General features: G+C 62.0%; 9 protein-coding genes. 6 read left to right on the forward strand and 3 right to left on the reverse strand.

Going from position 1 to position 13,027, the window contains the following annotated elements:
• Positions 1-16: 16 nt before the first annotated feature.
• Complete coding sequence (locus tag DMX12_RS14805; protein ID WP_110678318.1) at positions 17-1,261, reverse strand: DUF1835 domain-containing protein; 1,245 nt, start codon at positions 1,259-1,261, stop codon at positions 17-19.
• A gap of 359 nt (positions 1,262-1,620) precedes the next feature.
• On the opposite strand from DMX12_RS14805, the gene DMX12_RS14810 reads away from it, so the two are divergent.
• The 6 genes from DMX12_RS14810 (at position 1,621) to DMX12_RS14840 (ending at position 10,843) form a co-directional block, all read left to right on the forward strand.
• Entirely contained in the window at positions 1,621-3,246 is a 1,626-nt protein-coding gene (locus DMX12_RS14810; protein WP_110678319.1) for a methyl-accepting chemotaxis protein, read from the forward strand.
• A 323-nt stretch (positions 3,247-3,569) separates the two neighbouring features.
• The gene (locus tag DMX12_RS14820; RefSeq protein WP_110678321.1) at positions 3,570-5,642 is read left to right on the forward strand and encodes a type VI secretion system Vgr family protein; all 2,073 of its coding nucleotides are present in this window, start codon (positions 3,570-3,572) and stop codon (positions 5,640-5,642) included.
• Positions 5,642-6,565, forward strand: coding sequence for a hypothetical protein (locus DMX12_RS14825; protein ID WP_110678322.1), 924 nt, complete (start codon positions 5,642-5,644; stop codon positions 6,563-6,565). The genes DMX12_RS14820 and DMX12_RS14825 overlap by 1 nt, the downstream gene beginning before the upstream one ends.
• Entirely contained in the window at positions 6,562-9,780 is a 3,219-nt protein-coding gene (locus DMX12_RS14830) for a T6SS effector BTH_I2691 family protein (protein WP_110678324.1), read from the forward strand. Before DMX12_RS14825 ends, DMX12_RS14830 begins: the two co-directional genes overlap by 4 nt.
• A complete protein-coding gene (locus DMX12_RS14835; RefSeq protein ID WP_332262002.1) occupies positions 9,777-10,589 on the forward strand; it encodes a DUF6708 domain-containing protein in 813 nt (270 codons plus the stop codon). Before DMX12_RS14830 ends, DMX12_RS14835 begins: the two co-directional genes overlap by 4 nt.
• Positions 10,586-10,843 carry a PAAR domain-containing protein gene (locus DMX12_RS14840; protein ID WP_009686597.1) on the forward strand — a complete coding sequence of 86 codons (258 nt, stop codon included), beginning with the start codon at positions 10,586-10,588 and terminating at the stop codon, positions 10,841-10,843. Before DMX12_RS14835 ends, DMX12_RS14840 begins: the two co-directional genes overlap by 4 nt.
• Before the next feature lie 33 nt (positions 10,844-10,876).
• Here DMX12_RS14840 and DMX12_RS14845 read toward each other — a convergent pair whose 3' ends face one another.
• On the reverse strand, positions 10,877-11,719 hold the full coding sequence (locus tag DMX12_RS14845; protein WP_110678326.1) for a TIGR03915 family putative DNA repair protein: 843 nt from the start codon (positions 11,717-11,719) through the stop codon (positions 10,877-10,879).
• Complete coding sequence (locus tag DMX12_RS14850; protein ID WP_110678328.1) at positions 11,710-12,930, reverse strand: putative DNA modification/repair radical SAM protein; 1,221 nt, start codon at positions 12,928-12,930, stop codon at positions 11,710-11,712. The genes DMX12_RS14845 and DMX12_RS14850 overlap by 10 nt, the downstream gene beginning before the upstream one ends.
• Between the last annotated feature and the right edge of the window lie 97 nt (positions 12,931-13,027).

Raw genomic sequence — 13,027 nt, forward strand, 5'->3', positions numbered from 1 at the left:
CAGCCAAGCCGCTTCGCTATTGTCGTCGCCAGACCTCGCCTTGCTCGCTAACCACCCAAGGCTTGTCAGCCGCGTCGATGCACACCCCGCCTACCCAACGCTGAGCAGGGTGCTGGTCGAGCCAGTGGCGCTGGCCGGCCAGCACCTGTTCGGCGAGTGCGGTCAGCCGTAATGGCCGATGGGCCCAGGCGTCGCCCGGGCCTTCGCGCAGCAGCGGGTGGGGTGTATGGAGCAACGGCTGCAGCAGGGCATGGAACATCATGTCGCCCAGGTAAGGGAGCGGCTCATCCTGCTGCATCAGTTGGGTAAACACGCGTCCGGCTGGCAGCTCCCCATGCGATGCCAGAACGCGCAGCAGCAGGCGTTCGGTCAAGCTCAAGCCGTCGCTGGCGCCAGGCAGCTCTTGCAGCTGGCGCGCCAGTGCCCGGCCCAACAGCGGCAAAGGCCGGTGCTGGCGGCCAGCGAGGGCGGCCCAGACTTGGGGTTCAGCGGCGGTGTAGGCAGCCCAAGCCTGGCGCGCCAAGGTCAGTGCATCCTCACCCAGCGCGCGACGTTGTGGCCATAGCCAGGCCAGCAGATCCGGGGCCAGTTGGCCGATACCGATGAAGCGCTCTACGCCAGGGACCTGGTCGATTTCGATCAGCTCCAGGCGTCGCGGCAAACAGGGCAGGCTGGCGAGCACGCGGATCAGGAACAACTGGTCGTAAGCGTCGGCTTCGCACCACAGCACCAGCTGGCTGTCGCCGTTCAAACCGGCCAATGCGGCTTGCTGTGCAGCCTGGCGCGGGGCGACAGCCTCGGCGCTGAGGTTGAACGCTTGCTGTATGAACGCGCCGCGCACCGGCCAGTACCGATCTTCTGGCAGGGCCGGCACCGGCCCCATCACCATGGGGTCGTCGAACATCTGGAAAGCGCCGGCAAACCCCGCAACCCGCAAGCTGTGGGCAATATCGTTACCGCAGCGCCAATGCTGCACGGCGGCTTCGTCATCGGCAGCGAAGCCAGGCTGGCGTGCGGCGAACGCTACGGCATCGGCATGCGCCTTGAGCTTGGGCCAGCTGGCGAAGCCGGCTTCGCGGGCCACCAGCCATTGGGTATCGGCAAGGCGATAATGGGGGCCAGGCAGGCCAAGGGTACGCAACTGTTCCCGGGCGTCGTCGGCCTGGTGGTGCTTCAGGGCGTTGAGCAAACGCTTGGCGCGTTTGCGCAAAGCGGCAAGATCGAGCAGGCCATGGTGGCGGGATGCATGGATGGTGGGCATGCCAACTCCTTTGAGGCTCGGTCCGCCGACAAGCCTGGAGCTGGTATGGAAACAGGTTATCGCATGGCTCGGGTAACCCCTTTGCGCGGACCGCAGGCGCAGCCAGCGCCAGGGCTCGACTTTAACCGCATCGCGGCTTGGCTGGCAAACCCAGGCTTTCCCTGCCGAGCCCGCCAACGCATGCGCTGCCAGGCACCGCGCGGGTTGCTTGGCGAGGCCCCGCATGCAGGCAACATCTGTTCGGTTACCGCCCACAAGCATGCCTGAGCCCCTCAAGCCGGCACCGCGCCGCTCCGATAGCAGCACACCCACCGTCGAATCATCGATCAGAAGTGGTGCCAACCAGGAGTACTGCCCGCATGCTTGCCAACTTGAAGATCCGCACCGGAATGTTCTGGGTATTGTCGCTGTTCAGCCTGACCCTGCTGTTTTCCACCCTCAGTGCCTGGCGAGCGGCGGTTGGCAGTGACCAGCAGATCACCGAACTGGACCAGACTGCGCACCAGTCGGACCGCTTGAACAATGCCTTGCTGATGGCCATTCGTTCCAGCGCCAACGTGTCGTCGGGCTTCATCGAGCAACTCGGCGGCCACGACGACAGTGCTGCCAAGCGCATGGCACTGTCGCTCGAGTTGAACGAAAAAAGCCAGAAGCTGGTCGACGAATTCGTCGAAAACAGCCGCGAGCCGGCCCTGCGCACTTTGGCGACCGAGTTGCAGGCGACCTTCGCCGAATACGCCGCCGCGGTGGCCGGGCAGCGTGAGGCCACCCGCCAGCGCTCGCTGGAGCAATATTTCAAGGTCAACGTTGACGCCGGTAACGCCATGGGCCGGTTGCAGGCGCTACGTCAGCAACTGGTTGGCGAATTGGGCCAGCGTGGCCAGCAGATCATGCTCGAGTCCGATCGCCGCCTGGCCCGTGCGCAGTTGCTCAGCCTCGGCCTGCTGGCGCTGACCTTGGCCCTGGCAGCCCTGTGCTGGGGCTTCATCGCCCAGCGAGTGCTGCACCCCCTGCGTGAGGCCGGCCAGCACTTCCAGCGTATTGCCGGGGGCGACCTGAGCGTGCCAGTGCAGGCACAAGGCAGTAACGAGATCGGCCAGCTGTTCCACGAGTTGCAGCGTATGCAGCAAAGCCAGCGCGACACCCTGGGCCAGATCGGGCGCTGTGCCCGGCAACTGGACGAAGCCGCCACTGCGCTGGACGCGGTAACCGAGCAAAGCGCCAACAACTTGCGCCAACAGGGGCTGGAGCTGGAACAGGCAGCCACTGCCGTGACCGAAATGACCACCGCCGTGGAGGAGGTTGCACGCAATGCCATCAGCACCTCGCAGACCACCAGCGAGTCCAACCAGCTAGCCACGCAAAGCCGCCGCCAGGTGAGCGACAATATCGACGGCACCGAGGCCATGACCCGCGAGATCCAGACCAGCAGTACCCACCTGGAGCAGTTGGTGGGGCAGGTGCGCGATATCGGCAAGGTGCTGGAAGTGATCCGCTCGGTCTCCGAGCAAACCAACCTGCTGGCGCTGAACGCCGCCATCGAAGCGGCGCGTGCCGGGGAGGCGGGCCGCGGCTTTGCCGTGGTGGCCGATGAAGTGCGTACGCTGGCCTACCGCACGCAACAGTCGACCCAGGAAATCGAGCAGATGATCGGCCGCGTACAGGCCGGCACCGAAGCGGCAGTGGCGTCGATGCAGGCCAGCACCCACCGTGCGCAGTCGACCCTGGACGTCACCCTGGCCTCGGGGCAGGTGCTGGAAGGTATCTACAGTGCGATTGGCGAAATCAACGAACGCAACCTGGTCATCGCCAGCGCCGCCGAAGAGCAGGCGCAAGTTGCGCGCGAAGTGGACCGCAACCTGCTGAACATCCGTGAACTGTCCAACCATTCGGCGGCCGGGGCTCAGCAGACCAGCGCTGCGAGCAAGGCACTGTCGGGCCTGGTGGGGGAGATGACGACCTTGGTCGGGCAGTTCAAGGTTTGAACGCCTTCGGCCCAGAACATTTACGAGCCTCGCAGAGATCGAGCGGCCCTCGCGCAGCGCTCGGTCTCTCGGCACGCACCTGCCATCGAAAACTCAGTCGACATTTCCTACGTTACGCCGGGAAGTGCTGGACTTCTCGCAGAATCGGTTCCCCGCTAGCGTTCATGTCTTCAGTTTGCCGGAAGACAAGGACCTCTTCATGCATCGCCCACCTCAAGGCCGCGGGGCCTTCTGTTGCTACCGATTTCGCCTGAGCGCTGAGCAGCGCCGGAGTGCTGCAGTCGCTCGACAGCCTTGTCTCAAGGTGGTAGCCGGGAGTCCGCATGCCTAGCCAGTCCGATCTGCGGTTCAGCTTCGAGGCCCTGGCCGGCCGGGTTGAGTTCGAAGTGGTTTCGTTCGAACTCGAAGAGGCCATCAGCGCGCCGTTCCAACTGCACCTGGAACTGATCAGTTTCGACGCGGATGTCGACTTCGGCCTGCTGCTCGACAAGCCCGGGCTGTTCACGGTCTGGCGTGGCGAGCAGCCGCTGCGCCATGTGCACGGCCTGGTCAGCCGTTTCAGCCAAGGCGAGACCGGCAGGTTTCGTACCTACTACCACGCGTTGCTAGAGCCGCAGCTGGCCCGCGCCCGGCTGCGCTCGAACTGGCGCATCTTCCAGCACAAGACTGTGCCGCAGATTATTGAACTGATGTTGCAGCGCCAGGGCATCAACCGCTTCGAAATCAAGAGCCTCGGCGAGCATCACGTCCGCGAATTCTGCGTTCAGGCCGGTGAAACCGACCTCGATTTCATCGCCCGGCTGGCAGCCGAAGAAGGCTTTGTCTACCGCTTCGAGCACACGCCACAACAGCACCGCCTGGTCATTACCGATCGGCTGCTGGCGTTTGGCACTATCAGCCGCGGCGCGGTCCGGGCCGATGACCCGCAAGCGGTAGATGAGGGTGATATCGACCCCGACCACGTGCTGTATCACGCCAACAGCGGTGGTGATCAGGCCGTGCCGTGCCTGCGGCGCCTGCGTTACAGCGAGCAGGTCCGCAGCACCCGGCAGGTGCAGAGGGACTACACCTTCACCCACCCGCGCTACCGTCAGGAGCATCGGGCCGCTGACAGCAGCATCCCCCATCAAACGCTGGCCTACGAGCGTTTCGACTACCCTGGGCGATACAAGCGGGACGCGGTCGGCGTACCGTTCACGGCCACGCGCCTCGCGGCGCTGCGCCACGACACGCATGTTGCCGAGGTGCAGGGCGATGATGTGCGCCTGCAACCAGGGTTGAGTTTCACGCTTGACGGGCACCCGCGCGAAGACCTGAACGTGCATTGGCGGCCGATCCGCGTGCACCATGAAGGCGTGCAGTTCACCAGCCTGCAGGAAGAGGCAGGCAGCGCCGACCATGGCACCCGCTACGTGCAGCGTGCCATGCTGGTGCCGGGCACCCGCGAATGGCGCCCGGCACCCCTGGCCAAACCCCGTATCGATGGCCCGCACATGGCCACCGTGGTCGGCCCGCCCGGCGAAGAGATCTACTGTGACGAGTGGGGCCGGGTCAAGGTCAGTTTTCCCTGGGATCGGGAGAGCAAGGGCAATGAGTTCAGCTCTTGCTGGGTCCGGGTTTCGCAAAGCTGGGCAGGCGGCAGTTGGGGCTCGATGGCCATCCCGCGCATTGGCCAGGACGTGATCATCCAGTACGTCAACGCCGACCCCGACCAGCCGCTGATCATCGGGCGTACCTACTGCGGTGATCAGCTTCCGCCGTATGACCTGCCGGAGCACAAAACCCGCATGACCATCAAGAGCCAGACCCACAAGGGCAATGGCTTCAATGAGCTGCGCTTCGAGGATGAACTGGGCAGGGAGGAGGTGTTCATTCATGCCCAGCGCGACTACAACACGGTGGTCGGCAACGACGAAACCACGCGTGTCGGGCGCAATCGGCTGGAGCAGGTGGGCAATGATCAGCAACTTAGCATCGGTAACCACTATCGCCAGGAAACCGGGGGCAACCACAACCAGTTCATCGGGCAGAACTGCCAGGTCGAGATCAAGCATGACCTGACGAATCAGGTCGGTAACAACCGCAGTGAGGCGACCCTGGGCTGTCAGCAGGTTCTCGTCGGCAAGGACAGCGCCTTGGTGGTCAAAGGTGCTCAACGGGTCGAAGTCGGCAATGGCATGCAGCAGCGCACTACCGTGTATCAGCTGCATGCCAGTGAGCGCATAGAGTTGAAAACCCCAGGTGGCTGCATCGTGCTGGACCGGCGCGGTATCACCCTCAATGGCCAGACACTGAACCTGATGGGGCAAACCCAGGCGACTGCGCAGGGGGCAGGCAGCGCTACGTCGCTGACATTGACGCCGAACGCTGCCAGCACCTGTGAGGGAAAGCTCTGATGACGGCTGATGAACTGGCCCACGTGATCGAACAGCAGCATGCGCCCACCCTGTACAGCTATGTGTTGGTCGACCCCCTCGCGCCCGAGGACAAAGGCGATCCAGCCTTGCTCGCCCAGCTTCGCGAGGCATTGGGGGCGAGCGCTTTGATGCGTGTACCCAGGCCCGACCTGGCGCATGTGCCGCACCTGCATCCTGTACTGGTATGCCTGGCTGTGCCCGGTGCGCTGCCCAGCCGCGCAATATTGGAATTGACCGCCCGGGCAGCCGTGCGTGGGTTGTTTCAGCCAAGGCGCTACCTATGCGGCTGGGTGTTCAGTGAACAGCCAGCGGCCGACATCGCAGCTCACCTCAGTCGCTTGTGCCGGTTACCCGACAGGGCCCAGGCACTGAGCTTCTATCCGGTCTACGAGCCGATACGCCTGGAGCTGCTTGCGGCAACGTTCAAGCAAGGGGAGCGTGCGCCGTGGTGGCCCATCAGCCGCTGGTTGTTCCTCAACAGCAGTGGGCAGTTGCTGAACCTCAAGGGGCAGAGCGGGCAGCGCTGTCTGCTGCCCGCGTCTGCTTGGCGCATGCAAGCGGATGGAGCATTGGTCGAGCGCGTATTGCGGAGCTTGAGCGCTCTGCGAGCAGGCGTGAACAATAGCTTTCAGTGTCAGATACCGTCGTTTGCGGCTGTACGAGCCGGCAACCATATCCAGGAAGCACGCGCCTTGGGCTTGACCGACTCGGAAGATATCGTGGTGCTGGCCCTGCACCAGCTGTGCATTCATCCCCAGCTAACCTCCCTTGCCGCCGTGCGCGGCCTGATAGATGTAGCCTGCCAAGAGCAGCGCGCGCTAGCGCCGTTGCTTGCCTGCTACTCCGAGGCGCAATGGCGGCACCTGATCCAACTCCTGCCGGAAGCGGAGCGCCTTGCATGACCATCAGTCAACGAATCGCCCTGGCTGTCGCTGAAGCCGGGCTGCCGCATGACCACTGCATGGCTTGTCAGCGCCAGGGGCTGCCCATTCTGCCCCTGCGCCGTGCGCTGGTCCCGGATACCCGACCGGAGTGCGTCACTACCGTGGCGGGGCATTTGCACATCTGCGCCAAGCCTGGCCTGCGCACGTTACGCATGGGCTACCTGTATGTCTTGCTTGACCAGCAGGTCTGGCAAGCCTACGCCGTCAGCGCACAGGGCCATCTGCGACGCTTTGACCCCTATGCGCCCCCAGCTGGCCCACCTGGGCCACTGCCGGAAAAATGTGCGCAGGAAAACCACGATATTCCGGCGGCCTTCGTCACGATCGACACCGACAAATACAACAGTGCCTGGCTGGCCTTTTCCAGTGATGCCTGGCCGGTGAGCGTGCTGAACGCCTACAAGCAAGGCGTGGCACCAAGGCACCGCTTCGTAGGGATTGATCTGACCCAGGCGCGTACCCATCCGCAATTGCTGGGCCTGGCGATGACGGCCGACCAGTTGCAAGTTGACAACCAGGTGTTCGAGTACAGCCAGCAGGCGTGCGCACCGTTCGACAGCGTGCATGGTTTCCACAGTCGTTGGCTGCGCAGGTTTGCCCTGCGTGGTTACGTGGTCAATGCATCGGACCGCCACCAGTTGGCAAGCGGTGTGTTGGCGCTGGTGCTGGACGACACCGTAGGTCTCATCCAGGAATATAACCACCAGCGGCTGAGCTGGGTAGTGAAGCGCCAGGTCTGGCGTGAGGACCCACAACGCGCGTACCAGTTGCAGACGTCGCAGATAGTACAGGTGATCCGCGCCACGCACCGGGAGTGGGCGGCACAAGGGGTGCCGTCGCTGCAGCCGGTGACCGGCGACGGGCCACCAATTTTCGTGGACCCGGCAGTCGAGCGACAGCGTTTGGTCGAGCGTGCGCAGCTGGAAAGTGATGCCCGTCTAGAAGAGCGCTACCACGAGCCGCAGCGGGCTGCTTTCCAAGCTGAGTACGAGGCGCAGGATGCCGAGTTCCAGCGCTACATCGACCAGGACGCGCAGGCCTATGTTGCATTATTCGATACCCCGATGTTCAAGGTGGCCGAGCGCCACGACTATGACGGCCGTGATCGCGAGTCCGGTGTGGCCTATACCAAGACCATGGGGCTGTGCTTGGGCGGTGGTGTCACAGAGGCCGTGGTGGCCAGCCTTGAACCCCGCCAGCCCCCAGCCGGTACCAGCGAACGGCTGTGGCAGGTATGGCTACAAAACCCCGACAGCCCTCCCTACCGCGCGCTGCTGATGCGTGACAACGCTTTGCTGGCCGCGCTGTTCCCCAGTTTTTCAGGTGACCAGGAAATCAACTGGAACGACAGCGACAAGCTCTTCGGCATGTTGAGCAAGGTCACCGCCAGCGACGATGCCGGTTTACGCATGCGAAATAGCTTGAAGCAGGCCATCGCCGAAACGCAGAGCGCGGTGAATGCCGCCAGTCAACGCCTGGCGCCTAGCCTCGGGCCAGGCATTCACAACGCTGTTCGGCACCTGAACAGCGCAATCCAGTTTCTTTACAACGGGGTGCAACTGATCGAGCTTGAAGTGAAGATGAAGCTAGGCGAGTACTACGCCTTGCAGAGTGTGCACTTACGCCAGTTGCAGCACCGCGCAAATGCCTCCCTCGCTGAGACGAGAGACCGTATGTATCGCAGTGTCGATGACTTTGAAGTTGGTTCGCTCAAGGCGATGCGCAAGGTCCGGCCGATCCTGCAGCACGGTTTGATGAGCCTTGCGCTGCTCGACCCTCGTCTGACCAACACCGTGATCAGTGTCACGGTCTGGGTCGAAGGCACGGCTGCGCAAGTGCATGGCCGGTTAGTCGAAGCGGCCAGCATCAAGCTGACTCAGGCGAGCAGTGCGGCGCACGCGGCCATGGTGGATATCTCGGTCGCGGCAGGTGCCCTCGACAGCAATGCCCGCAAGTTGCTTGACGGGATGAAGATAACTGCGCACCAGGCCAGCCAGCTGGTGCGTGGCGGTTTCTCAGGCCTGCGCGGGGTTGCAGGCAGTTGGGAGGTGCTACTCGGGATCGGTGGGTTGTATTTGCAGTATGACAGCCTGACCAGGAATCAAGAAAAGGCCGAGGCAGAGATTGGGCCCAAGGCTTACGAGGCCAAATTGGCGCTGCAGGGTTCGCAACTGGGTGTGCTTGGGGGGCAAATCGAATTGGTGGGGCTTGTTCTGCGAACGAGCATTCGTCATCTGCAAGCGCCCTGGGCGAGGGGAGCCGCCGTTGTAGGAGGTTTCCTCATAAGTTTAGGCGCATTGATAAGTTCAGTGGCTGGGGTGTTTGACGTTGCCCAAGCGTTTGCCGCATCAAAACGCGCCGTCAAGTCGGGTAGCATTTTGTCGAGCAAACAATACGCTGTATCAGGCGTGCTTTATCTGGGTGGTTCTGCAGCGTTTGCACTGGCGGTCGCGTCACCTTTGATTGCAGGGCCTTTGGGCGTTGCAATAGTACTGACACTCTCCGCTTACACTTATAGAAGGATGGCGGAAAACAACGAGCTCAACCCTCTTGAGTTATGGCTCAGTCGTAGTTTGTTTGGCAAGGGTGGCGAAATTCCTAACGTTCGTTGGGATTCGGTGGCGTGGGCAGATATAGCCATTGCGGAGCTTAATGCTGCAACTCTTGGACTTCAAATTGGACTGAATTTCGACTCGGTTCTGGCCAGCGATATCGCAATGCGCAAAGTCGGTGGGGTGGCCGGCTTGGTTGTTGAGCAAAAAATAAAATTTCAAATTAGCTTGCCCCGGTATGACGAGGTCAATTCAGGGTACGATTGGGCGTTACTAGTACATCGCGCAGGTGATGGCGAATTTCCTGACTGCGATAGTGGAGAGTTGGTAGCATCCGGCAGCCGTAATTCTGATTGCCCGGAGTTTCTCACCCAAACAAACAAGTTTTCAAATTTCGTCGCTCCACGTTTTCCGGACTATCGCCCCGATGTTTCATTGATGGAAAGTGTGCATGCGCATCCAGAAAGCGCGCCGTCATTAGAATTGACTGGTGTGATAGCGCTTATGCCGACCGCTGGTGCGCACACCATTAAATCGGCCACACTGACGGTTGCGTATTGGCCAGATAAAAATATTTCAAGCGCACGCCTCGAAAGTCGGGTGCAGGCGGAGAATGCATGAGCGTCAAGCACAGACCATTAGCATATCGGCAATTGGGTTGGAGTCATGATTTACCCGGTATCGAAGAAAGGCCAACGTTCAAGCATGAACCACAAAAAATTAACCCTCCGCCCAATTATTACGATGATGTCTATTTGGAGTTGCCAAGGGCTACTGTTCGTCCGCGGGGGCTAGGTGCGCTGATAGGCTCTGCCGCTCTTATTGCGGGTGGTGGGATGACGTTGTTCACGTATTGGCTGGTTTTCGACAATTGGCAGGGGGACTGGATAACGAATATTGTTATCTTGCTTACACCGCTACTCGTGGCGTGGGTGCTATCGCCCTACATCAAGCTTGATTTTGTGCTTCCAAGAGACGAGCCCATTCGTTTCAATAGACTGCGCCGAAGAATTTATCTTTACCAATACAGGTTCAATCGATTCTTTGTTTGCAGCCGAAAGCATTGGGGCGTCAAACCCGTTGCCTACAACTGGGATGACGTTACCGCCGAGGTTTACCGAATCTACGCCCCCGGCCACGGCGGTCTGATCGAAAACGTCATGCTGTCGGTCCGTAACCCGGAAACCAACGAAGTCATTGACCGCGTGTTTTTCAGCCACGACCTCTACCACGGCGAAGCCTACTGGGCCATCGCCAGACTGTTCATGCAGCAAGGCCCCGAGGCCCTCCCGAAGTTCGTACACCCCGCGCGCGACTGGAATGATGATGATGGTCTGAGCCTCATGCACTGCCTGGCGCCGAAGGTTCACTGGCCAGTGGCGATTGATCGCGAATCACGTACCGCACCGCACGCAGGCGAATCGCGATGAAACCTGTTGTGCTTGTTGGTCATCGACATCTCTGCCCATTGCATGGCGCTAACCAGGTCGAGAGCGGGAGTGCTGGGTATACATTCAACGGCAGCGCAGTGGCCAGGGTGGGGGACCGGACTACCTGCGGTGCGGTAATCGAAAGCGGGGCCGAGCACTTCCTGATCGAGGGGGCTGCTGTCGCGCGCAAGGGGGACAGAACTGATCATGGCGGCGTGCTGGATGAAGGCGATGCAGGCTGGTTGCTGGAGTGAGGCGATTTGCGCGCACGGTATGGCTGGGGTGCATCACCGCCCAGTCTTGCTGATCTTTTTGCCGGCCTGCGCAGCCACTTCCAGCGCCTGGCCGTCCCGCTGCTTGCCTTGGCGTGCCAGGCCCTCGAGCTGGGGTATCAGCATGCCTTCCGGCAAGTGCCGCCAGAACCGACCCGGCATGTGCAGGCGCAGGGCATCAGGGTTGAGGCGAGCAGGGTTGAACGTATGGCGGTAATAGGTACGCCACAGCTCGGCCCCTGGGTCTTCGGCACTGCGCGCCCACTGCCGCCATTGCGCCGGGCAGTGCCGTTGATAGTCGAACCCGGCACCGTCGAAGCGAATGCCATCCTGAGGCGTAGCGATCAGCCAGCGCAACTTACCCAGGCGGTCGGCGAAGTGCGCACTGGCGCTCTGCAGAACGTCATGTGCCGGCTCGTGGTAAGCCACCAGGTCCAGTTGCAATCGCCCAGCCACCACTTCGGGCAGCGGCACGAAGCGGACAAAGGCATGCAAATGATGGGCTTCGCGCGTTACCTGCTTGATGCGCCGTTGCAACTCACTGCCCAGGCGGTCCCCCGCCAGCATTGCGGTGCGGTCGCCGTGGGCGACACGCCACAGCACTTCGTACAGCAAGTTCCAGCGTTGCTCGCCACGGTAGCGAGAGGCCAGTTCCAACTGACCCAACAATTGGGCCGGGACTTTGGCCCGGAAGGGGCCAGGGCCGGTAGGTAGCGCTGCGGGTACAGCCAGCAAATCCGCCATGGGGCCCTGGTTCCAGGTGATTTCCGAAGGGTCGATGCCATGCCCCAGTAACACCCGCGCCTGTTCACGCCATGTGGCGAACAGGTCGTCGCAGTCGAGCGCAATCACCCCCACAACCCCATTTGCACCGGCGCCTGCGGTTCGCGCAGGCGTGCACGCAGCAACCCGCTGCGCAGTTCGGCCTGTGCCGGGCGGTAATCGCTGGTGACGATGAACGGGCGCGCCTTGTCCAGTACGCAGCGTAGCTGAATCAGGTCGTCATAGCGGATACGCCGCTCCCGGCGCAAGGCCACCAGGCGCTGCACGCTGCGCAGGCCAATGCCGGGGATGCGTGCCAGCAGTGCCGGCTCGGCGCGGTTCACGTCCAAGGGGAATACCTCGCGGTTGGCCAGCGCCCAGGCCAGCTTGGGGTCGATGTCCAGTGCCAGGTTACCGTGCTGGCCCAACAGCTCACCCGCCTTGTAGCCATAGCCCCGGAGCAGGAAGTCAGCCTGGTACAGGCGGTGCTCGCGCAACAGTGGGGGTGCGGCCAACGGCACGCTGCCTGGGCTGTCGGGGATCGGGCTGAACGCGGAGTAGTACACCCGCTTGAGGCCGTAACCCTGGTAAAGCGATTCGGCATTGCGCAACAAGGTGCTGTCATCGGTGCTGTCGGCACCGACGATGACCTGGGTACTTTGCCCCGCCGGGGTAAAGCGCGGTGCCCTGGGCTCATTGGCTACGGCTAGCTGGCCCTGGTGAATGACGCCCATGGCCTGGCGAATGGTGTGTGCCTGCTTTTCGGGTGCCAGGCGCTTGAGGCTGTCGTCGGTCGGCAGCTCGATGTTTACGCTGAGCCGGTCGGCCAGGCGCCCGGCTTCTTCGATCAGCAGCGGGTCGGCGTCGGGGATGGTCTTCAGGTGGATGTAGCCGCGGAAGTTGTGTTCTTCGCGCAACAGCCGGGCCACGCGAATCAGCTGCTCCATGGTGTAGTCCGCCGAACGGATGATGCCAGAGCTGAGGAACAGGCCGCTGATGCAGTTGCGCCGATAGAAATCCAAGGTCAGGCGCACCACCTCTTCCGGGCTGAAACGTGCCCGAGGCACGTTGCTGGAGCGGCGGTTGACACAGTACTGGCAGTCGTACAGGCAAAAATTGGTCAGCAGCACTTTCAGCAGCGACACGCAGCGGCCGTCGGGCGTATAGCTGTGGCAAATCCCCATGCCATTGGTAGCACCCAGGCCATCGCCACCGCGCGAATTGCGCTTGGGCGCGCCGCTGCTGGCGCAGGAAGCGTCGTACTTGGCAGCGTCGGCCAAAATACCGAGTTTGGCGATGAGTTGCATGGGGGCGTCTCGCTGTACTGAGTATTCATACAGTATTTTGAGATCTTAGGGATTGCAAGAGGTTGTTCGCCATACCCGACTACTTTCGTCAGAAAAA

The sequence above is a fragment of the Pseudomonas sp. MB-090624 genome, assembly GCF_003205245.1.
In the GTDB taxonomy this organism is placed as follows: domain Bacteria; phylum Pseudomonadota; class Gammaproteobacteria; order Pseudomonadales; family Pseudomonadaceae; genus Aquipseudomonas; species Aquipseudomonas juntendi.

What these genes read in the sequence shown, in the direction of transcription:
- DMX12_RS14805 (WP_110678318.1), bottom strand. Translation starts at nt 1,261, where the DNA reads ATGCCCACCATCCATGCATCCCGCCACCATGGCCTGCTCGATCTTGCC.
- DMX12_RS14810 (WP_110678319.1), top strand. Translation starts at nt 1,621, where the DNA reads ATGCTTGCCAACTTGAAGATCCGCACCGGAATGTTCTGGGTATTGTCG.
- DMX12_RS14820 (WP_110678321.1), top strand. Translation starts at nt 3,570, where the DNA reads ATGCCTAGCCAGTCCGATCTGCGGTTCAGCTTCGAGGCCCTGGCCGGC.
- DMX12_RS14825 (WP_110678322.1), top strand. Translation starts at nt 5,642, where the DNA reads ATGACGGCTGATGAACTGGCCCACGTGATCGAACAGCAGCATGCGCCC.
- DMX12_RS14830 (WP_110678324.1), top strand. Translation starts at nt 6,562, where the DNA reads ATGACCATCAGTCAACGAATCGCCCTGGCTGTCGCTGAAGCCGGGCTG.
- DMX12_RS14835 (WP_332262002.1), top strand. Translation starts at nt 9,777, where the DNA reads ATGAGCGTCAAGCACAGACCATTAGCATATCGGCAATTGGGTTGGAGT.
- DMX12_RS14840 (WP_009686597.1), top strand. Translation starts at nt 10,586, where the DNA reads ATGAAACCTGTTGTGCTTGTTGGTCATCGACATCTCTGCCCATTGCAT.
- DMX12_RS14850 (WP_110678328.1), bottom strand. Translation starts at nt 12,930, where the DNA reads ATGCAACTCATCGCCAAACTCGGTATTTTGGCCGACGCTGCCAAGTAC.